This window comes from Geobacter sp. OR-1, assembly GCF_000813145.1.
GTDB lineage: Bacteria > Desulfobacterota > Desulfuromonadia > Geobacterales > DSM-12255 > Geoanaerobacter.
On sequence record NZ_BAZF01000007.1, the window covers coordinates 78721 to 100875 of the forward strand.

Annotated in this window: 35 protein-coding genes; 15 read left to right on the plus strand and 20 right to left on the minus strand. The window is 58.1% G+C overall.

What is annotated here, in order from left to right; genetic code table 11:
- Window positions 1–60: 60 nt before the first annotated feature.
- Window positions 61–360, plus strand: a complete 300-nt coding sequence (locus OR1_RS09035) for a YkgJ family cysteine cluster protein (RefSeq protein ID WP_041971422.1) — start codon at window positions 61–63, stop codon at window positions 358–360.
- Window positions 361–484: 124 nt separating this feature from the next.
- Here the strand turns inward: OR1_RS09035 and OR1_RS22275 are convergent, their stop codons facing one another.
- Window positions 485–661 carry a hypothetical protein gene (locus OR1_RS22275; protein ID WP_160295233.1) on the minus strand — a complete coding sequence of 59 codons (177 nt, stop codon included), beginning with the start codon at window positions 659–661 and terminating at the stop codon, window positions 485–487.
- A gap of 138 nt (window positions 662–799) precedes the next feature.
- On the opposite strand from OR1_RS22275, the gene OR1_RS09040 reads away from it, so the two are divergent.
- From OR1_RS09040 to OR1_RS09075, 8 genes are all read left to right on the plus strand, one after another.
- On the plus strand, window positions 800–1705 hold the full coding sequence (locus OR1_RS09040; RefSeq protein ID WP_041971423.1) for an AEC family transporter: 906 nt from the start codon (window positions 800–802) through the stop codon (window positions 1703–1705).
- 107 nt (window positions 1706–1812) lie between these two features.
- A complete protein-coding gene (locus OR1_RS09045) occupies window positions 1813–2184 on the plus strand; it encodes a hypothetical protein (protein WP_041971425.1) in 372 nt (123 codons plus the stop codon).
- A gap of 1 nt (window position 2185) precedes the next feature.
- Entirely contained in the window at window positions 2186–2950 is a 765-nt protein-coding gene (locus tag OR1_RS09050) for a hypothetical protein (protein WP_041971426.1), read from the plus strand.
- The gene (locus OR1_RS09055; RefSeq protein WP_041971427.1) at window positions 2947–3300 is read left to right on the plus strand and encodes a cupin domain-containing protein; all 354 of its coding nucleotides are present in this window, start codon (window positions 2947–2949) and stop codon (window positions 3298–3300) included. The genes OR1_RS09050 and OR1_RS09055 overlap by 4 nt, the downstream gene beginning before the upstream one ends.
- Before the next feature lie 55 nt (window positions 3301–3355).
- The gene (gene folK / locus OR1_RS09060; RefSeq protein ID WP_041971429.1) at window positions 3356–3817 is read left to right on the plus strand and encodes a 2-amino-4-hydroxy-6-hydroxymethyldihydropteridine diphosphokinase; all 462 of its coding nucleotides are present in this window, start codon (window positions 3356–3358) and stop codon (window positions 3815–3817) included.
- A 9-nt stretch (window positions 3818–3826) separates the two neighbouring features.
- On the plus strand, window positions 3827–4069 hold the full coding sequence (locus OR1_RS09065) for a transcriptional regulator (protein WP_041971431.1): 243 nt from the start codon (window positions 3827–3829) through the stop codon (window positions 4067–4069).
- Window positions 4070–4224: 155 nt separating this feature from the next.
- A complete protein-coding gene (gene fsa / locus OR1_RS09070) occupies window positions 4225–4869 on the plus strand; it encodes a fructose-6-phosphate aldolase (RefSeq protein WP_041971432.1) in 645 nt (214 codons plus the stop codon).
- A 230-nt stretch (window positions 4870–5099) separates the two neighbouring features.
- On the plus strand, window positions 5100–6206 hold the full coding sequence (locus OR1_RS09075; protein ID WP_041971434.1) for a hypothetical protein: 1107 nt from the start codon (window positions 5100–5102) through the stop codon (window positions 6204–6206).
- Between the two features lie 39 nt (window positions 6207–6245).
- Here the strand turns inward: OR1_RS09075 and OR1_RS20760 are convergent, their stop codons facing one another.
- The 8 genes from OR1_RS20760 to OR1_RS22285 form a co-directional block, all read right to left on the minus strand.
- Entirely contained in the window at window positions 6246–8195 is a 1950-nt protein-coding gene (locus tag OR1_RS20760; RefSeq protein ID WP_052440356.1) for a DUF3365 domain-containing protein, read from the minus strand.
- Between the two features lie 193 nt (window positions 8196–8388).
- Window positions 8389–8709 (minus strand): heavy metal-binding domain-containing protein, encoded by a 321-nt coding sequence (locus tag OR1_RS09085; RefSeq protein WP_041971604.1) that lies wholly within the window; start codon window positions 8707–8709, stop codon window positions 8389–8391.
- A gap of 41 nt (window positions 8710–8750) precedes the next feature.
- Entirely contained in the window at window positions 8751–9245 is a 495-nt protein-coding gene (locus OR1_RS20765) for a glutaredoxin domain-containing protein (RefSeq protein WP_052440357.1), read from the minus strand.
- Between the two features lie 86 nt (window positions 9246–9331).
- Window positions 9332–9493 (minus strand): hypothetical protein, encoded by a 162-nt coding sequence (locus tag OR1_RS22280; protein WP_160295234.1) that lies wholly within the window; start codon window positions 9491–9493, stop codon window positions 9332–9334.
- A gap of 37 nt (window positions 9494–9530) precedes the next feature.
- Entirely contained in the window at window positions 9531–10097 is a 567-nt protein-coding gene (locus OR1_RS09095; RefSeq protein WP_041971435.1) for a hypothetical protein, read from the minus strand.
- Window positions 10098–10195: 98 nt separating this feature from the next.
- Window positions 10196–10516 (minus strand): heavy metal-binding domain-containing protein, encoded by a 321-nt coding sequence (locus tag OR1_RS09100; RefSeq protein WP_041971607.1) that lies wholly within the window; start codon window positions 10514–10516, stop codon window positions 10196–10198.
- Between the two features lie 41 nt (window positions 10517–10557).
- Window positions 10558–11052 carry a glutaredoxin domain-containing protein gene (locus tag OR1_RS09105; RefSeq protein WP_052440358.1) on the minus strand — a complete coding sequence of 165 codons (495 nt, stop codon included), beginning with the start codon at window positions 11050–11052 and terminating at the stop codon, window positions 10558–10560.
- An 86-nt stretch (window positions 11053–11138) separates the two neighbouring features.
- A complete protein-coding gene (locus OR1_RS22285; RefSeq protein ID WP_160295235.1) occupies window positions 11139–11300 on the minus strand; it encodes a hypothetical protein in 162 nt (53 codons plus the stop codon).
- An 82-nt stretch (window positions 11301–11382) separates the two neighbouring features.
- On the opposite strand from OR1_RS22285, the gene OR1_RS09110 reads away from it, so the two are divergent.
- Complete coding sequence (locus tag OR1_RS09110) at window positions 11383–11616, plus strand: CopG family transcriptional regulator (RefSeq protein ID WP_041971437.1); 234 nt, start codon at window positions 11383–11385, stop codon at window positions 11614–11616.
- Window positions 11603–11863, plus strand: a complete 261-nt coding sequence (locus OR1_RS09115; protein WP_041971439.1) for a type II toxin-antitoxin system RelE/ParE family toxin — start codon at window positions 11603–11605, stop codon at window positions 11861–11863. The genes OR1_RS09110 and OR1_RS09115 overlap by 14 nt, the downstream gene beginning before the upstream one ends.
- 64 nt (window positions 11864–11927) lie before the next feature.
- Here the strand turns inward: OR1_RS09115 and OR1_RS09120 are convergent, their stop codons facing one another.
- The 7 genes from OR1_RS09120 to OR1_RS09145 form a co-directional block, all read right to left on the minus strand.
- Window positions 11928–12272 (minus strand): hypothetical protein, encoded by a 345-nt coding sequence (locus OR1_RS09120; protein WP_041971440.1) that lies wholly within the window; start codon window positions 12270–12272, stop codon window positions 11928–11930.
- 212 nt (window positions 12273–12484) lie between these two features.
- Window positions 12485–12922, minus strand: a complete 438-nt coding sequence (locus tag OR1_RS22010) for a hypothetical protein (protein ID WP_152609853.1) — start codon at window positions 12920–12922, stop codon at window positions 12485–12487.
- Between the two features lie 5 nt (window positions 12923–12927).
- Entirely contained in the window at window positions 12928–13449 is a 522-nt protein-coding gene (locus OR1_RS09125; protein WP_202812042.1) for a DUF2235 domain-containing protein, read from the minus strand.
- A 17-nt stretch (window positions 13450–13466) separates the two neighbouring features.
- Entirely contained in the window at window positions 13467–13916 is a 450-nt protein-coding gene (locus tag OR1_RS09130) for a hypothetical protein (RefSeq protein ID WP_041971441.1), read from the minus strand.
- Window positions 13917–13994: 78 nt separating this feature from the next.
- Complete coding sequence (locus OR1_RS09135) at window positions 13995–14486, minus strand: hypothetical protein (protein ID WP_041971442.1); 492 nt, start codon at window positions 14484–14486, stop codon at window positions 13995–13997.
- Window positions 14487–14562: 76 nt separating this feature from the next.
- The gene (locus OR1_RS09140) at window positions 14563–14829 is read right to left on the minus strand and encodes a hypothetical protein (protein WP_041971443.1); all 267 of its coding nucleotides are present in this window, start codon (window positions 14827–14829) and stop codon (window positions 14563–14565) included.
- A 65-nt stretch (window positions 14830–14894) separates the two neighbouring features.
- On the minus strand, window positions 14895–16196 hold the full coding sequence (locus OR1_RS09145) for an EAL and HDOD domain-containing protein (protein WP_237754262.1): 1302 nt from the start codon (window positions 16194–16196) through the stop codon (window positions 14895–14897).
- A 413-nt stretch (window positions 16197–16609) separates the two neighbouring features.
- On the opposite strand from OR1_RS09145, the gene pdhA reads away from it, so the two are divergent.
- The 4 genes from pdhA to OR1_RS21550 are packed head-to-tail and all read left to right on the plus strand — an operon-like array spanning window position 16610 to window position 19825.
- Complete coding sequence (pdhA, locus tag OR1_RS09150; RefSeq protein ID WP_041971445.1) at window positions 16610–17587, plus strand: pyruvate dehydrogenase (acetyl-transferring) E1 component subunit alpha; 978 nt, start codon at window positions 16610–16612, stop codon at window positions 17585–17587.
- Entirely contained in the window at window positions 17580–18563 is a 984-nt protein-coding gene (locus OR1_RS09155) for an alpha-ketoacid dehydrogenase subunit beta (protein ID WP_041971446.1), read from the plus strand. The genes pdhA and OR1_RS09155 overlap by 8 nt, the downstream gene beginning before the upstream one ends.
- Window positions 18553–19206, plus strand: coding sequence for a biotin/lipoyl-containing protein (locus tag OR1_RS21545; RefSeq protein WP_082002881.1), 654 nt, complete (start codon window positions 18553–18555; stop codon window positions 19204–19206). The genes OR1_RS09155 and OR1_RS21545 overlap by 11 nt, the downstream gene beginning before the upstream one ends.
- Window positions 19178–19825, plus strand: a complete 648-nt coding sequence (locus tag OR1_RS21550) for a dihydrolipoamide acetyltransferase family protein (RefSeq protein WP_082002882.1) — start codon at window positions 19178–19180, stop codon at window positions 19823–19825. Before OR1_RS21545 ends, OR1_RS21550 begins: the two co-directional genes overlap by 29 nt.
- A gap of 58 nt (window positions 19826–19883) precedes the next feature.
- Here OR1_RS21550 and OR1_RS09165 read toward each other — a convergent pair whose 3' ends face one another.
- The 4 genes from OR1_RS09165 to OR1_RS09180 form a co-directional block, all read right to left on the minus strand.
- On the minus strand, window positions 19884–20078 hold the full coding sequence (locus OR1_RS09165) for a hypothetical protein (RefSeq protein WP_041971613.1): 195 nt from the start codon (window positions 20076–20078) through the stop codon (window positions 19884–19886).
- A gap of 57 nt (window positions 20079–20135) precedes the next feature.
- Entirely contained in the window at window positions 20136–20630 is a 495-nt protein-coding gene (locus OR1_RS20770; protein ID WP_052440360.1) for a ferritin family protein, read from the minus strand.
- Window positions 20631–20836: 206 nt separating this feature from the next.
- Window positions 20837–21826 (minus strand): arsenosugar biosynthesis radical SAM (seleno)protein ArsS, encoded by a 990-nt coding sequence (arsS, locus tag OR1_RS09175; RefSeq protein WP_237754263.1) that lies wholly within the window; start codon window positions 21824–21826, stop codon window positions 20837–20839.
- Window positions 21823–22155 carry an arsenosugar biosynthesis-associated peroxidase-like protein gene (locus OR1_RS09180; RefSeq protein WP_041971448.1) on the minus strand — a complete coding sequence of 111 codons (333 nt, stop codon included), beginning with the start codon at window positions 22153–22155 and terminating at the stop codon, window positions 21823–21825. Before OR1_RS09180 ends, arsS begins: the two co-directional genes overlap by 4 nt.

The following is a 22155-nucleotide window of genomic DNA, read 5'->3' on the forward strand; positions in this document are numbered from 1 at the left end:
CCGTGATTAGCCGGACCCCCCCTTCTCCTGCTGCATTTACCGTGAAAACGGGAGGAGATCATGTCATTCTTCTCGGCCGCAAGAAAAAAGAGACACGGCATACTCCGCGAGCAGCCGCTGGATGGAAACGAACGCTGCGTCGCCTGTGCTGCCGACTGTTGCCGCGGCTTTCCCAGCATCGAACTTGATGCGGACGAATATTCGCGGCTCGAATCCCTTGGTGCGGCCCGCCTCGCATTCACGCTTGACGGCCGCTTCTATCTCATTATCGAGAACGGCTGCGAGTTTCTGGACGGCAACCGGTGTGGTATCTATGACCTGCGCCCCAGGATCTGCCGCATCTTTTTCTGCGAAGATTGACGCTGCCCGATTAGCCATCGCACCGGCCCCGTGCTGCCGCTCGTATGACCGCAGGCAGGCAGTTTCAGGTCGCCCCCCGTGCAAAAAAATGCCCGGTGGTTCCGGGCGCTCAACTCCGCATTTATTACATCTGCCCCGATCCGCCGGTTCTCCCTTTCCGTCCTACCATTACCTTGCCGTGATGGGTTATGACATGCAGATTGTGATTGGCGGCCCGCCGGATCATCCGCTCATGCTTGGCCAGCATCGGCACCGCATTTTTCGGTCTGGCCGTGGTCATCGGCATCATCGTACCTTTCATGATTGTCACCCCCTCGTGTACCGCACTCCTTTGAGTAAATTATAGCACGACCGGCACTATGAAGAGGAACTAATAATCAGCGTTACTAATCAGAGCCATAGGGCTGTGCTATAATTTCTGACAACTGAGGGGGGAATAATGGCCAATATCGCGCTGCTTGCCGTCTGCCTGCTGATGGGGATACTGCTCCGGAGGACCGGGCGTATGCCGTCATCAACTCCGGCAGCTCTGAACGGTTACGTGATCAACGTAGCGCTCCCGGCAGCGGCAATCCGCTACATTCACGACTTGACGCTTGAACCGTCCCTGCTGTTGACCGGCCTGATGGCATGGCTGCTGTTCGGCGCCGGCTGGCTCTTTTTTGCGGCGGCCGCCAGGCTGCTCAGGTTGTCAGCGGGCGCAACCGGCGCCCTGGTCCTGGTAGGCGGGCTCGGCAACACCTCTTTTGTCGGCTTGCCGATGATCGAGGCCTGGTACGGCAAGGAGTTACTCGGCATCGGCATCATCGCGGACCAGCTCGGCTCGTTCCTGGTCCTCTCCACACTGGGCGTTCTGGCCGCATCCATATACTCTTCAGGCGGGGTTTCCGCCAGGGCGATGGGACGCAAGGTCATCATGTTCCCCCCTTTTCAGGCCCTATGCTTGGCGTTTCTGCTCAAGCCGGTCCCGTTTCACCCGATGGTTGTGACCGTGCTGCAGAAACTGGCAGACACCATCGCGCCGGTGGCTATCGTCTCGGTCGGGTTCCAGCTAATTTTCGGCGCCGCTGCCGCTCAGGCGAAACCGCTCTTGACCGGTCTGGCCTTCAAACTCCTGTTCGGTCCGGCCCTGATCGCCCTGCTCTACATCGGACTGTTCGGCGGGGCAGACCAGACCATGCGGGTGACCCTGTTCGAGGCGGCCATGCCGCCGATGATTACGGCCGGTATCGTTGCGGTAGACCACGGCCTGGAACCCGACCTGGTTGCCCTGATGCTGGGGATCGGCATCCCGCTCTCCTTCCTGTCCCTGGCCGGCTGGTGGAACATTCTGGAAAGGTTTTAACCGTAGATCCCCGGCACCCCTGACCAGATCTCGACCTGCCGATGACCGGATTTGCCTCGGCATGGAGTTGTGCTATCATTCAAACTATTCTTTCTACGGAGGTCCAAATGCGCTATTTCCTGGTGTACACCTTACTGACACTGGCCGTAAGCAGCGGCTCCGCTTGGGCCGGCGATACGGAGACCCGGCTGCAGCAGCTTGAAGCAAAAGCGGCCGAGGCCAAAACCGGCAAGATCTCGGAATATGCCGCTGATTCGCTCAAGGAGGCGCTGGCGACAATCTCGGCAGCACAGGCCGCGGTCGCAGTGGGGAACGACAAGCTCGCGCAGCAGAAGATCGAGACCGCAACCCTGCAGCTTGCTGTTGCCGAAGCAAAGGGTGCGGAACGGGAACTGCTGGAACAGGTGGCGGTGCAGCGCGTGGCCCTGAAAAAGCTCGAAGCCCAGCTGGAGAGGTATCTGCAGGGAGGGGAGAATTAATATGCGCATACTGACGATTATTGTCGTTTTGACTCTGTTCATGGGCTCGGGCAGTGCCGGCGCCGCTGATGCCGCCAAGACGCGAGCACTGATCGACACAGGTCGGACGGCGCTGGAGGATCTGAGGGGCAAAGCCGGCGAAAACAAGGCAGTGGCCGCCGATCTGGAGACCGCCGCACAATACCTTGACCGGGCCGCTGCCGCCCTGAAAGGCGGGGAAAAGATCTTCGGCGGGATTTCCGATGAAGCGGAACAGGATGTCCGCCATCAGACTTCTCTGGCAGAGCTGACCCTGAAGCTTGCGGCATCGAGGATCGAACGCGCCAAGATCGAAGCCGAGCTTGACGCCATCAACAAGAAGAGCGAAATCGTCAAATCAAGGGTCAAGATATTCGACGATCTGCGCGCCGAGATCGCCCGGTTGAAAGAGGCAGTCAGCGCTAACGAAAAAGCCGGCAAAGGGCTGGCCGCACTGCAGGCGGAAAGGGATGCCCTTGCAGAACAGGTGAGAAAACTGACCGGGGAGAATGCGCTGCTCGAAAAGTTGCGGCAGGAGAATGACATGCTCAGGAAAGAGCTGAGCCGGCGGCAGGATGAACGCGCCCAGACGACGCAACCGGAGCGGGCCGGAAACCCTCAGCCTGACCCAAAGGAGCTGGAGACCATTCCGGCCCCGCAACCGGAGCCGGCAGCGGTCCCGAGCCCGGCCCCCGATCCGAAACCGTCGCTGGAAGAGATCGTCCAACCTGATAACAGCGGTAAATGAGCCGCCTCCCCGAATTAACGAACCTCTTTGCCACCATGCCCGATGCTTCGCATGCCGAGGTTTTCCAGACCCTGGCCGAACGAGGCGGTGTGCGGATCGAGCGAATCGTCTCCCAGGGGCAGGCAACCCCGCCAGGGGAATGGTATGATCAGGAATGGGACGAGTGGGTGCTGCTCCTTTCCGGCGGAGCGGAACTGCAGTTCGGCGGCAATGCCGCCCCGGTCAGGCTGGTCCCAGGCGATTGCCTTATGATCCCTTCCCGTTTGCGCCACCGCGTTAGCTGGACCGATCCGCAGGCCCGGACGGTCTGGCTCGCGGTACATTGGCCGGCACCTGCCAGTAACTGTTGAAAAATCCCCTCTTTTATGCTCTAATCCGCGTGTGCTTCACACGGCCTACATCGCCATGGGATCGAACATCGGAGACCGGGAGCTGAACCTGCTCAGAGCGGTTGCCGAGCTCGGCAAGCTTCCCGGCTCAAAGATCACGGCACTGTCCGCATTTTATGAAACAGAGCCGGTCGGCCCACCCCAGGACAATTACCTGAATGCGGCGCTGCGGCTGGCGACCGACCTTGAGCCGGCCGAGCTCCTGGGGAAACTCCAGAGGATCGAGCGCGACTCCTTTGACCGGAAACGGGAGACCAAATGGGGACCGCGCCGGATGGATCTCGACATCCTGCTCTTCGACGACCTGATTCTCGACACCCCCGACCTGGTCATCCCCCATCCGCGGCTGCATGAGCGACGCTTCGCCCTGGCCCCGCTGAAGGAAATCGCGCCTGATGCCATCCATCCGGGCCTGGGAAAAACAGTTAGCCAACTCCTCCGTGCCGCCCCGAATACCGGCAAGGTGCGGAAGGTATAGGAAATCACGATGCGCATGCTGATCTGGCTGGTCCTGATTTATGTAGGGTTCAAAATCGTCAAGGGGTTCCTGGCCAACCGCAAAGCCGAGGAACCGCCGGCCAAGAAGGACGAAGAAGCGCTCCGCGACCCGGTCTGCGGCGTCTACGTGGCCAGGGACGATGCGGTTATCGGCACTGTAGAGGGGGAACGGATCTATTTCTGTTCCATGGCATGTCTGGAGAAATACCGCGACCAAATCGAACAAAAGTAAATGGCTTCACCACTATAAAAACCAAGGAACGCGATTTTTTCGCTAGGTCAAGGCGCCAAGGAAGAGCACGGAGACGTAGCAGCGCTACGTCGCACACGCGATGACGCAGGCAACGCCGAGATCGCGGAAAAGGCGCGTTTCTAAACGGAGGAACAATGAAATTTTTTATCGACACCGCCGACGTCAACGAAATCCGCGAAGCCCACGAACTGGGACTGGTTGACGGCGTCACCACCAACCCGTCGCTGATTGCCAAGTCCGGACGTAAATTCAAGGACGTGATCAAGGAGATCGTCTCCATTGTTGACGGGCCGATCTCGGCCGAGGTCATATCCCTGGACGCCAAGGGGATGGTGAAAGAGGCCAAGGAACTGGTCAAGATCCACAAGAACATCGTCGTCAAGGTGCCGATGACCCCGGAAGGGCTGAAGGCGACCAATGAACTGACCCGGCTGAAGATCAAGACCAATGTCACCCTGATCTTCACCCCGATGCAGGCGCTCTTGGCGGCCAAGGCAGGGGCCACCTATGTCTCGCCGTTCGTGGGGCGACTGGACGATATCTCCCAGGACGGCATGGGGATCATCGCAGAGATCCGGACCATCTTCGACAATTACGGCTACACTGCCGAGATCATCGTCGCCAGTGTCCGCAACCCGGTGCATGTGCTCCAGTCCGCCCTCATCGGCGCCGACATTGCCACCATCCCGTACAGTGTCATGCTGCAGCTCGCCAAGCACCCGCTGACCGACGCCGGGGTCAAGAAGTTCCTGGAAGACTGGGAAAAGGTCCCGAAATAATCAATCCGGCATGCCGGAAAGCGCTGCCCGTACTGTTACGGCCGCGCTTTCCGGCCGCTGTTCTCCCGGTCGATCGCTGTCCCTTCGATTCCGTCACCTGCCCACACCATCCCTGTTCATAACTCCCGCTGTTTTAACATGATCCCGGCGTCATCCGGCCTGCAACCTGCGCTGTTGTTTTTTAACAATAAAACGCTAGACTTCTCTGTACAGAACAAGGAGTCACAGCTATGGCAATCACACTGTTGGACATGCTGCTCAATGCCAGACTGATCAACCGCGACCAGTTCGAGGAAGCGCTCAAGAACCGGGTCCTCTACGGGGGGAAGATCGGCACGAGCCTCATCGAGCTCGGTTACGTCAGCGAAGAGGACCTGGCCAGGTTCCTGAGCAAGAAACTGGGCGTTCCCTATGTACACCCGGATCACCTGCTCAACATCCCCCAGGAGGTCATTGACCTTATCCCGCGGGATCTGGCCGTCAAATACCGGGTCATTCCCATGGCAGTGAAAAAAAGGCGTATGGGTCTGATCATGAGCGACCCGGCCGACCTGCAGGCGATCGACGAGATCGGATTCATAACCGGATTCATCATCATCCCGCTGGTGACCCCAGAGGTCAGGCTGATGCAGGCTCTGGGGAAGTACTACCAGCTTGAGGTCGATGTCCGATACACCCAGATAATCGAAAAGATTGAAGAACGAAAACGGGTACTGGCCCTGGAGCTTTCCCCGCATGAACCGCCGCAGGAGGAGAGGAGCGAGCCGCCGCAGCTGGACGAACCGCACCCGGATCTCCCGGCAACCGCTGAGGCTCACGCCGAAGAGCAGCGGTCGTGGACGGAGCATATAAGCCGTTTTGCTCCGAGCGAGGTCTCCCTGAGACTGGCTCGAGCCGAAAACCGGGAGGAGATTGCCGACCTGGTGGTTTCGGCCCTTGGTGACCGCCTCACCCGGGTGCTCCTGTTCGTGGTGCGGGATGATTCGGTCATCGGCTGGAAAGGGATTTCCCATCAATCCTCTTTGAAGATCAACGGCCTCAGGTTTCCGCTGTCCGACTCGTCAGCGCTCCGAACCGTGACCGACGGGGCCGGCTTCTACCTCGGCCCGCTCCCGAACACGGCCGCCCATGAACAGCTGATCATGCACCTTGGCGGCGAAAAACCAAAGACCGTACTGCTGATGCCGCTGCTCATCTGGGGCAGGGTCCTTAATGTGCTGTATGCCGAAGGTGAGGACACCCTGGCCGATCTGGTGCCCGAGATCCAGAAGCTCCTCGCCAAGGCGGCCCTTGCCTTCGAGGTACTGATGTTGCGGGAGAAGATCATGATGCTCTGAACTCTTCGGATTGGGCGGAAATTTGCCGGTAAGGAAGATTCAATTGTCCAGAACGCCGCGCACCTTTGTTGCCAGGTCCTGTAATGAAAACGGCTTCTGAATGTAATGGCTTGCGCTGTCAAGCACCCCGAACTGGGCGATGCTGTCCGCGGTATATCCGGACATGAAGAGAAGCCTGAGCCCGGGATATTCCGCCTGAAGCCCTTTTGCCAGGTCCCAGCCGTTCATTTCCGGCATTATCACGTCTGCAAGAAGCAGCTGAATCTGCCCGGCATGTTCATGGGCCAGCCGGACCGCCTCGCCAGGCCCCCCGGCCGCCACCACGGTGTACCCCAACCCTTCCAGCATCGCAGTTGCCAGCTTCAGCACAGCCTGATCGTCTTCAACCAGCAGGATCGTTTCGCTCCCGCGGGGGTTAGGTTCAGCGGCAACCATACTTGAGGCGACGTAATTTCCCCCATACCTGGGGAGATAGATGGTAAAGGTTGTGCCCACCCCCGGTTCTGAGTAGACGTTGATAAAGCCGTTGTTTTGTCGGACGATCCCGTAAACCGTTGCCAAACCCAGGCCAGTGCCCTTGCTGACCTCTTTGGTCGTAAAAAACGGCTCAAAGATGTGACTGACGGTTTCCCTGTCCATGCCATGGCCGTCGTCGCTTACGCTCAGAAGCAGGTAATCGCCCGGCGCCGCATCAGGGTGGGCGGCGCAGTAGTCCGCATCCACTGTAATGTTGCCGGTTTCAATGACCACCTCGCCGACATCGCGGATTGCGTCCCTGGCATTGACGCACAGGTTGGCCAGGATCTGATCGACCTGCGCCGGATCCATGTTGACCGGCCAGAGCTGCTCGGTCGGGCGCCAGGTCAGATGGATGCTCTCGCCGATGAGACGTTGCAGCATCTTGAGCATATCGGCCACGGTGTTGTTAAGATTGATCACCTGTGGCGACACGGTCTGCTTGCGGGCAAAGGCCAAGAGCTGCCGGGTCAGCTCTGCGGACCGGCCGGCAGCTTTGCGGATCTCCTCCAGGTTGGCATGAACGACCTGGTTTGAATCCAGGTCCATCAGACCGATCTCGGCATGCCCGATAATGACGGTCAGGAAGTTGTTGAAATCGTGCGCCACCCCGCCGGCCAGGCGGCCTACCGATTCCAGCCTTTGCGCCTGCAGGAGCTGTCGCTCAACCGTAAGCCTGGTCGCAATCTCGTCCTGCAGCGCCGTTGTACGGTCAGCCACCTTGCCGCTGAGGTGTCTGTTGAAAAGGTACAGGGCCAGCCCGGCAAAAACAAACGCTGCCAGAAAGGTGGTGACAATCGCGATGAGGAAGAAATCCTGGTCAATGGGTGCGCGGATCGACTCGATGGCGCGCACCCGTCCGACCCGCTCATTGAACCCGCCACTTCCGGAATAGAGCGCCTGCAATCCCGATGGCGCATCGGAGCGATTGCCGTGGCACCTGGTACAGGCATTATTTGTTTCCAGAAACGGTATCGCGACAAAGAGGTATCTTTTCCCGTCAACCTTGATGACGCTCCGGTACTCCTTCAGATCTTTACGCTCGTTGAACAGCCTTATCAGGTCGGACTCGAACTTGTCGGCGCGGTTGACCGGATTGCGCGGGTTATCCGAGGCGAGTTTGTAGTAAACTGCCGGCAGGCCCGCCTTGATACGCTCCTCGTTGTCAAAGGCGTGCATGACGCGGACGATGTAAGATGAAGAGAGGATTTCCGGGGAATAGAAGCTTTGCGAGATCTCACCGGCATCGCGCGCCCGGTAAAAGGCGGGGTGCATGACCCGTTGGATATAGTGATGAATAGCTTTGTGGGACAGGAGAATATTCTGGATATTCTCATCAGCCTGGTTCAGGACATAGGCGGAAACGGCAAAATACATCCCGATAGCGGCAATGATCGCCGCCGCAAAAGGGAGCAGGAAAAACCGCACCCACTGTTTTCGTCCGCCACCGGTACTGTCTTTTTCAGCTGCCACTTAAACCTTTCAACCGCCTTCTGGCGTTTTTAAACGTTGTCTAATTTATAGCAGAAATTCCAGAGGCCACAACCGCTACACCCTCGCAATACTGCAGTACCATAATGATCAAGCCGAAGAGTGCAGACCTCATACTTCAGTTTCCCATTTGCGACGCAATCCCCCCAGTTGTTTACCGCATGTTCACATGTTCCTATTCCACCGATACCGCTGTGCCGCTGGCTGAGACCATCAGCATGCCGTTGGTCTTGCCGAGCACCTCATAGTCCAGATCCACACCAACGACTGCGTTTGCTCCCATATCCTGCGCCCTTTCCCGCAGCTCCTGGAGGGCAATGTCCCGGGCTCGTTGCAGTTCCCTTTCATAAGTGGCCGAGCGGCCGCCGACCAGATCACTGATACTGGCGAAAAGGTCTTTGAACAGGTTGGCCCCCAGGATCGCCTCGCCGGTGACGATGCCATAATACTGCCTGATCCGTTTGCCCTCGATTGACGGGGTTGTTGTGATTATCATCTGTATTTCCTCCTTGGTTTCTTTCGTGAACCGCTTCGGCATTACTGCCGCAGATAGCGGTCGATCTCCTCGGGGTCGAACCCTCTGACCTTGTTGGCGCCGATCTTGATCAGCGGCACGCCCCTCCCGCCAAGCTCCTTGTGGCGCCGGTTGGCGTCCTGATCCTTTTCGATGTCATAGACGGCATAGGAGACCCCTTTTTCGTTCAGGTAGCGGAGGGCCTTTTTGCAGTAGCCGCACCAGCTCGTCACATAGACCTCCACGCTTTTGGTGGAGTTCTCGCGCGGCGCCGTCGCCCGCACCGGTGCCGCCGGCCGCGACCGGGCAGGAGCCGTCGGCTGCGCGTCCATGACACTGAGCGCCGGCAGGTCGTCCATGGTCCGGGCGCTCTTGCGGTACTTCTTCGGCACACTCCCCAGGTCGTCAACGAAATGGAGATCTCCCCGGTCGTCGGTGTACTTGTAGGTGTCGGCCCGGAGGGGGATGGCGGTGAGGATTACTGCAGCGACAAGGATTAAGATTGCAGTCTTGTTCATGGCTACCTTTGGTAAGATTTGAGATATGTTCTTTGGTACGATGTTTCTTTCATTTTCCTTCAAGCCCTTTCGAAACGGGCATTGCCTTATGATTTCATCCTGCGGGCTTTGAGCCCGCACAGCGGGCAGCGTTTCTCCGGAACCGCCTGGTTGCAGCGCTCACACCAGTACAGAGGCAATTGCTCTTCCTGGCAGATCCGGCATTTATCGCTGGTTTTTTCGTCGCAGGCACATCGTTCGGGATTCATTGCAATTGTCTCCATTCAGACCGCAAAGTCAGTTCACCTAGTCCCCCACCAAGAGATGGCCGAAGCCGGCAAAGACCCCGATCATCACACCGCTAAACAACTGGGCGTGAACCAGGTAACCGTATCGTCTCAGGGAAGCGGGCGGGAAACGGACCACCAGGAAGAGCCCGAAAACTCCCTGCCAGACCAGAAGGGCCAAGACCATTTCCAGGAACAAGTTCCACCGGACTGTGCCCATGAGTGCGGCATGACCGGCCAAGATCGCAACGGCAAATGCTCCGACATGTTTGTGCGTCCGGTTGAGTATGTTGAGAACCTTCCTGGATGCTGAAACAGAGAGCTCCTGATAATAAACTGGGATAAATCGTTCCAGCAGTGTTCCTTCGTTGAGGGCCATCTTCAGAACACTGCGCCCGTAAATTATCGCCAACGCCCAAAGCCCCGCACTCCCAAATCCCTCTGCCAACTCGGCGCGAAAACCCTCTGCTTCGGCGACCGGTTCCCGACCCAGATAAAGATAGACGAATAGCAGGGACGACATTATGACCACGACTATCGCAAAAGGAATCAGCCCCTGTTTTGGATCTATTTTACCTGCTCTCATATTCTTGCTTCCTAAAGCGGCATTAGCGCAACCTCCGCGCGCTCGCCAAGAAATACCGCACCATCCGCTCCGACATCCAACCGCATGTTCACCTGTTCCTACTCCACCGATACCGCGGTACCGCTGGCTGAGACCATCAGCATGCCGTTCGTTTTGCCGAGCACCTCATAGTCCAGATCCACGCCGACAACAGCATTTGCCCCCATCTCCTGGGCTCTCTCCCGCAGCTCCTGAAGGGCAATGTCACGGGCTCTTTGCAGTTCCCTTTCATAGGTGGCCGAGCGGCCGCCGACCAGATCACTGATACTGGCGAAAAGGTCTTTGAACAGATTGGCCCCCAGAATCGCCTCGCCGGTGACGATGCCATAATACTGCCTGATCCGTTTGCCCTCGATTGACGGCGTTGTCGTGATTATCATCTGTATTTCCTCCTTGGTTTCTTTCGTGAACCGCTTCGGCATTACTGCCGCAGATAGCGGTCGATCTCCTCGGGGTCGAAGCCTCTGACCTTGTTGGCGCCGATCTTGATCAACGGCACGCCTCTCCCGCCAAGCTCCTTGTGGCGCCGGTTGGCATCCTGATCCTTTTCGATGTCATAGACGGCATAGGAAACCCCTTTTTCGTTCAGGTAGCGGAGCGCCTTTTTGCAGTAGCCGCACCAGCTCGTCACATAGACCTCCACGCTGTTGGCGGAGTTCTCGCGCGGCGCCGTCGCCCGCACCGGTGCCGACGGTCGCGGCCGGGCCGGAACCGTCGGCTGCGCGTCCATGACACTGAGCGCCGGCAGGTCGTCCATGGTCCGGGCGCTCTTGCGGTACTTCTTCGGCACACTCCCCAGGTCGTCGACGAAATGGAGGCCTCCGCGGTCGTCGGTGTACTTGTAGGTCTCGGCCCGGAGGGGGATGGCGGTGAGGATTAGCACGGCGGCAAGGATTAAGATTGCAGTCTTGTTCATAGGCACCTTTGATGAGATTTGAGATATGTTCTTTGGTACGATGTTTCTTTCATTTTCCTTCAAGCCCTTTCGAAACGGGCATTGCCTTATGATTTCATCTTGCGCGCTTTGAGCCCGCACAGCGGGCAGCGTTTCTCCGGAACCGCCTGATTGCAGCGCTCGCACCAGTACAGAGGCAATTGCTCCTCCTGGCAGATCCGGCATTTATCGCTTGATTTTTCGTCGCAGGCACACGATTTAGGATTCATTGCAACCTCATAACCATTGCCCACATCCTTCTTGACGTCATAACGTTATGACGCTAATCTTACATCAAGGAGGTACGAACACATGGGTGCACTCACCAAACGGGCAACCATCTATTTCGACCCGGTCATGCATCGGGCCTTGCAGCACAAGGCGCTGGAGACATCCCGCTCGCTGTCGGACATTGTAAACGGCGCGGTCCGGCAGGCGTTAGCCGAGGATGCCGAAGACCTGGCGGCCTTTGAGGAGCGGGTCAACGAGCCGCTGATTTCCTATGAAGCATTGCTGAAAGAACTGAAAACCAGTGGCCGCCTATAGCATCTTCCTCAAGGAGTCGGTCCGGAAAGACCTGGAATCCATCCCCAAAAGCGACCTGCAACGGATCATGGTGCGCATCGGCTCTCTGGCCGATGATCCCCGTCCCACTGGGTGCGAGAAGCTCTCGGGCCAGGAAAAATATCGCCTGCGCCAGGGGAACTACCGCATCATCTATTCGATCCAGGATGCAGAACTGACCATCTGGGTGGTCAAGGTCGGCCACCGGCGCGAGGTCTACCGGAGCTGAGCAATCGCACACTTCTTGCAGTCAAACCCCATCACATTCTGCTCAAAAGAGGCTTCTATCCGGGCTATGCTTCCACCTTCTTCCATATGTACAGGTACCAATACACCGGCATCGCAACCATGTTCCCCAAAAACAAAACTACTGCCCACAGCGCTTTTTTGTCTTGTGGAACTGCGTCAGTTTTGAATATGTGTCTAATGTAGACAGCGATAAGCGCAAATATCCAAATCATGGTCAAGAAGTGCAGCGGAAATATGATTTTCATAATGAGTGGCATTTCTACTGACGATGCATGTTTTCCGACTTCCATCAGCAGAACCTGAGAGAACATGACTCCCATAAACAACACCATGTAGAGAATAGGCCATACGGTGCAGGCTCCGAGAAACAATGCCTTTGATCTATTCATACCCACCTCCCTTATTGTTAGCTCAACAAATACTGGGGCTGAGGGATATCCCCCAATTAAAGCAATATTCGGGGAGTGTCCCGAATTTCCCCCCCATAGAGAGCACGGCGAATGTGAATACGACACATGCGGCGAGTTTCATCAGATCTCCTTGTAATGGCATATTTTGTATCCTGTCCCCGGAATTCCCCCAAATTTTGCTGAAGAGCTAATTACACTTGTAATTTTGAGTCCATCCCCCATTCACCTTTGAGATCTAAAGTATATGGAGGCTGATCGTAAGATGGTCCAACACAGAATTCCGAATCGTTTAAGGCGGGATCAATGTAGGACGTAGTTAATATCACTTGATGTGGAATGCTTACTTGCTCAGAATATTGGATGAGAAGATTATGAAATTTACGGAACCGTTCAGGTACCATTCCTTTGTCTTCAATGTTGTCCAATATAAAGAATCTGGGAAGGCGACATTGATCATCTTCTATTGAAAATTTCAGAAGCCCCAGATAGAAAGAGTTTTTAAGAAATACTTGAGTGCTTGCAGATAGTCGACCATGCCGTACAGATAGAAAATCTTTTTCAAATGAGAAAATTAATCCATTAGCATCACTTAGCGTTTCGTTGTTTGTATCAATAATATCTTCATGCAAGATGTCTAGAGACCGCCCAAAAACTCACGGTACGAGTCTGTCGGTGGTGATTTCTTTAGCTTTGCACCATTAACCGGTTGGATTTTGTTGATTACAAGCCCCTTGTCACCCAGCTTGGCCTTTTCCTGCATCCAGGCGAGAGCCGCATCAGCAATTGGGTGGTCTTTCACCTCATATCCTCCGCCTACGTCTGCATGGGCACCGACGAACCAGACCTGTTCCAACTGTTGGTTAACCTTTTGACGGGGATTCCAGAGGGTTACGTCGTAATTCTCCCGATGCTCGTCAATGGCCACGGCATGGTAGGCATTCTCAACGATGCCGCTCAGTTCCTGGTCGTGGAACTGGTAATGCTCGGCATTGAAACTCTCGAATACTTTGAACGGAATTCCCAGAGCGCCTACTGTATCCCAAACCCCGAGAAACTTGATCTTTATCCCATCATGGGCGTAGGAAGCGCGGAATTGTTTTGCAAAATCGGTGTCTGAACTGCCGTCCCTGTTACGATACAGTTGATAGGCATCCATGATAACCATCCCTCCTCTCAGTCAGCAGGTATCTTCGCCCCTTCGGCCCGGGCCGCGTACTCGAACATCCTGCGGAACCGGTCCCGGTCAAGCTCGGCAACCGCATCCTTGTATGCGTCCAACTTTTTGTGCCGCTCCTTGCACTTGCCCCACTGATCCAGGATCTTCTGGCTGATTTCCGTAGAGTCTTCATTGAGCTTTCTGACCTTGTTCCGCAGAACCAGAGACCGGAGTTCCACCTCTATTTCGCGGTACTTCGGGCCGAACAGCTGATAGCTCCGCCCCTGTTCCGGGGTCTCCTGCAGCTCCCCGTAAAACTGGTCCACTAGCCGCGCATCGTTGAAGATCTGTTCTTCGGTCCTGGCGTCGAAAGGTGCGACCAGTTGCAGCGAGCACCCCGACATGAACAGTGTCAGAAGAACGAGGAGGCAGAGGATCGCGCTGTTTTTGGATACATTGCGCTTCATGGCTTCTCCTTTCAAAAATAAGGATTCCGGAGCCGGTTCAGGTTCTCTTTTCCCCGCGCCGGTTCAAAACCCGCAGGTCTATTTCCCATGCTTCATATGCCTGTTGATGGCGCCCGCGATCTTCCTGGCGGCGGCGCTTGTTGATTTGGGAGTGGGATGCAGGCCGTCGCCCAGATGCTGGAAATGCTCCCAGGCATCGACGACAATCGCGCCGGGGAGTTCGGCGCCAAGCCGGGCCCGGTGGAGGTCGCGCATCTCGTTGAAGGACTGCTCGTCCATGATCCAGTAAATGCCGTACATCTGCTTCGCCAGGGGGAGATCGAGGTCAGTGTATTTCGGGTAGAGGTAATATACCGGGGTGATCCCGAGTGCCAGGGACTGCTTCCCAACAGCCACAAGGCGATCCAGATAGCTGTTGAACTCCTTTGTTCCGCAGGGACTGGTCTGGCTTTGCGGGATTCCGAAGGAATCGGCGTGCATGCAATCGTTGGCAGTCCCGACCAGCAGATATTTGGCGTTATAGGAGAGCGGCTGTTGGGGATTGGCCGGGTTGGGGACCGCTACCCGCATCAAAGCCTTTTGCAGCTGCTTTTCATACCCCTGCCAGTAGACCGGAAGGCAGGAATCACTCAGACATGAGGGCCGGTCAAAGGAGGTTGCCCCCCCCGTGGGCCTCGTTGATCACCATGCCGTTCAGTGACTCAGTTCTGACCAGCGCGTCCCCAAGGCTGAGATAACTCCCGAGGTTGACGGCAACGCCGCCGAACGGCGCCGCCAGGCTATCGTTGATCGGGGTCTTGCCGTTTTCATACGAGGCGCCGATAACCAATAGCGGAAGTTGGGTTTGCTGTCCGGCAAAGAGAGGGGTAGCAAAGGCGATGACAATGGTGAGCACGACAGAGATTCGTTTCATTGTTGCCTCCTTGAAAGTGAATTGCAAATCCTGGTGAGAGACCTGCTCCCCCCCGGGCTGTTTATCTACTCTATGACTTCCCGCCGGCTGAGCGACTTGATCTGGGTCTCGATGATCCGGTCCAGGGAGATCCCCATCTCCTGCAGTCCGGCGGCCCCGCCACCCACTTCGAGGCGCTCCATCATCAGGGTCAGTTCCAGGAGCCGGCCATAGACCCCCTGCCTGTGAACCAGCGCCAGCCGTACCTCGTCGGACAGGTTGAGTTCGGTGACGATCTCTTCGATGCTCACCTGGTAGATACTGTCCAGGAGCGACAGGATGCCGACCATGAAGGCCTGGTCGCTTGCTCCGTACTGCTTGCACAGCGTGGGATGCTGAAATACCAGATGTTCCATGAAAGCGGCCCGGGACGAGGCCAGCTCCAGGAGCGGGTTGTCTTGCGCGTCGGTGCTGTCGGCGGAGAATAGCGACAGCTGCACCCAGCGCTTGAGCTGCTGGCGGCCGAGGATCGACAGGGCGTGGCGTACGTCGCGGATCTTCTCCCGCATGCCGAGGGCCACGGAATTGACCAGCTTTAGCAGCCGGTAGGTGAGAGCCGGACTGCCGCGGAACACCCGGTCGAGTTCGCCGACCGTGGCGTCGGCAAGCAAGAGCCGCAGCAGTTGCAACAGCGCCGCATGGGAGCCGTCCATCTGCCTTTTCTCCATTACCGCCGGCCGGGCGAAGAAATACCCCTGGTAATAGTCGAAGCCAAGGCTCTGGCACTTGCTGAAGGTCTCGCTCGAATCGACTTTTTCCGCCAGCAGCTTGGCCGGGTGGCGGCGCAGCTGCTTTACCCAGGGCGTCAGGCTGCCGGCAGGGGTGCGGAACATGTCGATCTTGACGATATCCGCCATGTCGTAAAGTTCCGCCAGCTCCGGTAAGTACTCATGATTGTCCAGGGCCAGGGAAAAGCCACGCTCTTTCAGATAGCGACAACGCGTGACGACCTCCGGGGTGTCCACGCAGCTGTCAGCCAGATCCAGGCCGATCTGCTCCGGCGGCAGAATCTCGATGGCGTCGCTCATGAACAGATTGCAGTCCACGTTGACGAATCCCTGGCGATCACCCAGAATCTGCTGCATACCGAAGCCGCTCAGGGCGTTGACGATAACGCTTGCCGTTGCGTGCGATGAGGTCTTCTGCCTGGCCGATGGCTGCGCCTCTGCGGAGCGGAACAGCAGCTCATACGCAACGATCTGGCTGTTGCGGTTCATGATCGGCTGGCGGCCGATGAGAAATTTTCCGGATTCGGGCATCTCTTTCTCCAGGAGGGAGACATCAACGGTCAGCGGCAGATATTTTTGGCTCTGACTGCGCAAACGCATTCCCGGTAACCAGCATATATACCAATATATGTGCCAACGCTGTAACGCCTCGAATGGAGCGGCTCTTCGGAGTTTTTAGTGCTAATGCCGTTAAAACTGGGAATTTCAGAGGGGCAAAAATGGACCATTTTGCTCCAATTTTTCAAGAATTGCGGTATTTCAGGTAGTTACATACCCCTTAAAAATGGTGCATTTTGATCCATCTTTTATGGTTGTACTTATATTTCAACTAGTTGCATGCATGTAAAAAATGGTACATTTTGATCCATCGCCGATTTTATCCCCCCGAAAACGGCATTTTGCGGCGCAAGGGTTTACCCGGTTTTGTTGACAACTATTTTCCGAGCAGCCCCGGCAATGAGTGGTAAAATTTTATCAATAGGGACGTCAAAACTGTCCGGATGGAGAACAATATGGAAACCAGGCTGCGCGCAGTCATGCCCGACCGGGAGCTGGTCAGGCTTTACGAACAGATGGTGCTGTCGCGGGAATTCGAGGAGTCGTGCGCCGAGCAGTACACCAAGGGGCACATCACCGGCTTCCTCCACCTCTACAGCGGCCAGGAGGCGGTGGCGGTGGGAGCCACGGCCGGGTTGCACAAGGACGACTACATCCTCTCCGCCTATCGCGAGCATGCCCAGGCCATCGTCCGCGGGGCCGAGCCGAAACGGGTGATGGCCGAGCTGTTCGGCAAGGCCACCGGCATCTGCAAGGGGAAAGGGGGGTCGATGCACCTCTTCGACCCAGGCCTGAACTTCATGGGGGGATATGCCATTGTCGGCGGCCAGTTCCCGGTGGCCTGCGGACTGGCGTTCAGTGCCAAATACCGCGGGGAGGACCGGATCGCGGCCTGTTTCTTCGGCGACGGCGCGGTCAACCAGGGGACGTTCCACGAATCGCTCAACTGGGCGCGGCTCTGGGAACTGCCGGTGCTGTTCGTCTGCGAGAACAACTTCTACGGCATCGGCACCGAGGTGCACCGCTCCTCGGCCATGGCCTCGATCCACCGCCGCACCTGCGGGTACGACATCCAGTCGGAGAAAGTGGACGGCATGGATGTCATCGCGGTCTACAAGGCGGTAAAATACGGCGCGGAAAAGGTGCGGGATACCGGCCGGCCGTATTTTATCGAGGCGACCACCTACCGGTTCCGGGGGCACTCCATGGCCGATCCGGCCAAGTACCGCTCTGCCGCCGAGCACGAGGTCTGGAAGTCCCGCGACCCGATACCGGCCTTTGCCAAAGAACTGCTCGCAGAAGGGATCGCCACCCAGCCCCAGCTCGACGCCATACTGGAAGCAGCGCGGGCAACGGTGCAGGAGGCCGTGCAGTTTGCCGAGACTTCCCCGTGGCCGGATGCAAATGCAATCTGGGAGGACATTTATGTCTGAGATGACCTATCGTGATGCCTTGAACCTGGCGCTGAAGGAGGAGATGCGCCGCGACCCTTCGGTGGTGGTCTGGGGGGAGGATGTGGCGCTGTACGAGGGCTCGTTCAAGGTAACCAGGGGGCTGTTGTCCGAGTTCGGCGAAGAGCGGGTCAAGGATACCCCGATCTCGGAGAACACCATCGTCGGCGTGGCGGTCGGCGCGGCCATGGGGGGGTTGCGGCCGGTGGCGGAGCTGATGACCGTCAACTTCGCCCTGCTGGCCATGGATCAGATCGTCAACCATATGGCCAAGATCCGCTACATGTTCGGCGGCCAGACCTTTCTCCCCATGACGGTGCGGATGCCGGGCGGCGGCGGCAGCCAGCTGGCGGCCCAGCACTCGCAATCGCTGGAGAGCTATTTCATGCACTGCCCCGGCCTCAAGGTCGCCTACCCGGCCTTCCCGGCCGATGCCAAGGGGCTTCTGAAAACCGCCATCCGCGACAACAACCCGGTGATCTTCCTGGAGCACGAACTGCTCTACAACAGCAAGGGTGAGGTGCCGGAAGACCCGGAGTTCCTGGTGCCGTTCGGCCAGGCCAACGTCATGCGGGAAGGGACGGATGTGACCATCGTCGCCTATGCCCGGATGACCGTCCTGGCACTGCAGGCGGCCGAGGAGCTGGCAAAGGACGGTGTGAGCTGCGAAGTGATAGACCTGCGCACCCTGACCCCGCTGGACAGTGCCACACTGATCGCCTCGGCCCGCAAGACCGGCCGGGCAGTCGTGGTGGAGGAGTGCTGGCGGAGCGCCGGGCTTGGGGGCGACATTGCCCACCGGATCCACGAGGCCTGCTTCGACACCCTGCTGGCGCCGGTGAAGCGGGTGGCCGGGCTGGACGTGCCGATGCCATACTCGCGGGAGATCGAAAAGCTCTGCATCCCGCGGCCGGAAACCATAGTGGCGGCAGTAAAGGAGGCTCTCGATGGCCGTTGAGATCGTCATGCCCAAACTCTCGGACACCATGACCGAGGGGGTGTTCGGTTCCTGGAAGAAAAGCGTCGGCGACCCGGTGCAGCGGGGCGACGTGATCGCCGAGGTAGAGACCGACAAGGCGGTCATGGACCTGGAGGCGTTCAGCTCCGGCATCCTGCTGGAACAGCGGGTGCATAGCGGTGAACTGGTTGCGGTGGGTACCGTGATCGGTCTGATCGGCTCCAGCGATGAAGCGGTGCAGAGGAAAGACCCGGAACCGCCCGCAGCCCAGGCCGGCATCGTCCCGGAACGGATCATGGCCGTTGAAGAACTGCCGGTGGCGCCGCCAACCCCGGCCAAGGCCGAAGCCCCAACTGCCGGCCACGGCGAGGAACAGGCCGCGCCGGTGGTGCGCCGACGGGCACGGGAACTGGGGATCGATCTGACGCAGCTCCAGGGGAGCGGTCCCGGCGGACGCGTGCTGCTTGAGGACCTGGAGCGGTTTACCGGCGTGGCGCTGGCAACTGCCGGAGAGGCAATCACCGAGCCGGCGCCCCCCCCGTCCCCGGAACCTGCAACCGGCAGCTTTCACCGGGGGGTAACCGCCGCTGACCGGCGAACTGCCGCTTTCCAGGATGCGCAGCGCAATTGCCCGTTCCGTTGACAAGGCCTGGCAAGAGATCCCCCACTTCACCGTCATGATGGAAGTGGAGATGGATGCGGCGCGGGAGGTCCGGCGGGAGCTGAAGGCGAGCGGCACTGCCGTATCGATCAACGACATGGTGATCAGGGGGACAACGCTGGCGCTGAAGGCGTTCCCCCTGGTGAATGCCGCTTTTGGCGGAGACCGGATCATCACGAACAGCGCAATCAACATCGGCATTGCCGTAAGCCTTGAGGAGGGGTTGCTGGTGCCGGTTCTCAGGGGGTGCGAAAGCATGTCGCTGGCAGAGATCGCCGTCAATTCGGACCGGCTGATCAAGCGGGCACGCAGCGGCCAGCTGAGCGAATCGGAACTGTCCGGCGGGACCTTTTCGATCTCCAACCTCGGCATGTACGGCGTCACGGCATTCATGGCGGTCATCCATCCGTCCCAGGGGGCCATCCTGGCTGTGGGCGGGGTGCGCGAAGCAGTCATTGCGAAAAACGGCCAGCCGGTTGTCGGCCGGATCATGACCCTAAACCTCTCGGCCGATCACCGGCTGCTCGACGGCGCCTATGCCGCCAGATTCATGAAGGAGCTCAAGCACAACCTGGAGAACCCGGTCAAACTTCTACTCTGACAAAAAAGCCTGCGCGCGGCAGGCTGGAAACAGATATCGATCAGGCAATTAATTGCCGTTACTTTTCTTCAACGCAATCGTCCTTGGCCCAGGAATCGAGTCCGCCATCCTCAAGCCGGACCTGGACTGTTTCACCTTCATAGGTGCAGCCGAACGAATAACCCACCATGCCGTTCCTGAGATTCTTGAGCGGCACCTTTTCGCCCCGCTGTTCGGTCGTATAGCAGACCCGTTCGTATTCGCTCCGTTTCATCGTCACCACCTCCCACTCAAACACTCGAAAAACCCCTTGCGCTCAGTTGGCGCCTGGTCATAACGGGTGCAGGTTGCTGAACTCGCCCCATTCGAGGAAATTATGCGGAGCCTTGACAAAATCGTAGATATTTACGATCGTTTCCAGGTGCTCCCGCTCTTCTTCACCCATTCGGCCCAACAGGGTCCGAACCTCTTCTATCGGTTCGCTTTTTGCCATCCCTTCCAGCATTTTTATATAGTTCTCCTCGCTGGTCATTATGTGCGACACGGCATCAGGATCGTCCTTCAGTTCCCTATTGATATCGCGACTCTCCAGCAGCAGCCGGAAGCCGTTGGTAACATGCGTGGCCCGCTCGACCAGGGTCGAATTTTCCAGGCCGGGTCCCAGTCTGTCCCTCAATTCCAGGAGTTCGGTAAGATGTCGCCGCTGGGAGTCTGCCAGCAGGTTGAATGTAGTCCTCATCTCCGCATCGGTGCTGTCGCAAGCCAGGGCATCGTAAAGGTGAAGGCCATCCTCTTCGAACTCGATCATGTATTCGATGGCGTTCATTTATAATCACCTCCTCTTGTAAGGTAATTATAACACTACCCGCAACCGGAGGGTTCATTAAAAGATGGGATAACAAGTTGGTGAAAAACGTTATGAGGAGGCCGGGATGCACGGCGCAAGTGAGCGAAAAAGCGAGGCGTACTTTTTGGGTACGTTGAGTTTTTGAGTGAACGGCAACACCGCAGATCGTGCCCCGCAGTAGTTTTTCAGGAGATGGCGCCGGCGCAGGTGAATCCCGCTCCGGCCGTACAGGCGTAACAGTAGTCGCCGGTGGGGACGGCAATCCCGGCCGGAGGGGGGCCGTTGAGTTCGCTGACATGAATCGGACTGCCGCCGAGCGGCAGCCCGGCAGCCAGGTTGAAATCGCAGTCAAAGAGATAGCCGCGCCAGTCGATTACTGCCTGGCGGCGGCACATCAGCCCGGGGACAGTACACGGGTTGAAGCCTGCAGCTAGCTTTTCGAGGTAATCGCCCAGATTTCCCGAAGCTGCCAGCCACTCCCGGAACCGCCCCAGCGGCACATTGGCAAAGGTGAACAGGCTGCTGAACGCCACACCGTAGCGCCTTGCCAGCTCCTGCCGGAAACGCCGCTCCGCCGCCTGCTGCGCCGCAGGAAGGAACGCGCCGGACGGGTTGGCAACCAGGTTGAGCTCCAGGCCGCTCCCGGCGACACCGTATCCGGCCCCGTTCAATCGGCGGAGCATCGCCACGCTGGTCTCGAAAACCCCGGATCCGCGCTGGCTATCGGCCTGACCGGCATTGATCGAGGGTAAAGAGGCGAACAGGGTGACCCCGAGGGCGGCAAATCTTTCCACCAGCGCTGCATCACAATGATCGTGCAGGGCCACCAGGTTCGTGCGGAACAGCACTCTTTTCGTGGACCGGGCGAGTTCGGCAATGAACTCCGCGATGCCGGGCACCAGCTCCGGCGCGCCACCGGTGACATCGACGGTATCGAAGGCCACCCTGGCGGCATAGGCAGTGACGGCTTTCATGGTCTCCGTACCCATGACCTCGTGCCGGCCGGGGCCGGCCGAATGGTGGCAATGGCGGCAGGCCAGGTTGCAGTTCAGGCCGACATTTATCTGCAGGGTTGTGGCCCGGTCGCGGGTCAGGGCGAGACCGTGGCTGGCAAGACAGCTGGAGAACGTCCTGACCCCGGGACGAATCTCGGTAGCGGTTGCAGTTGCGGTCACAGGGAGAGCTTCTCCGCGATCTTCCGCATCTGCACCCCATGCACCAGCGCTGCGCCGCCCCTGATGGCATTGGCGACATGGACCGCCTCGGTCATCTCACCGAGATTGGAACCTTTTTCCAGGCACGATTTCGTATAGGCATCGATGCAGTACGGGCATTGCACGCTGTGGGCAACGGCCAGGGCAATCAGCGCCTTTTCCCGCTCGGTCAGCTCACCCTCGCTGAAGACCGCCTGGTAGTAATCGAAGAACTTCGTCGCCAGTTCCGGCGCATCCTTGGCGATCTCGGCAAACTTGCCGAGGTCTGCGGGGTCGTAGTAGGTCTCCAT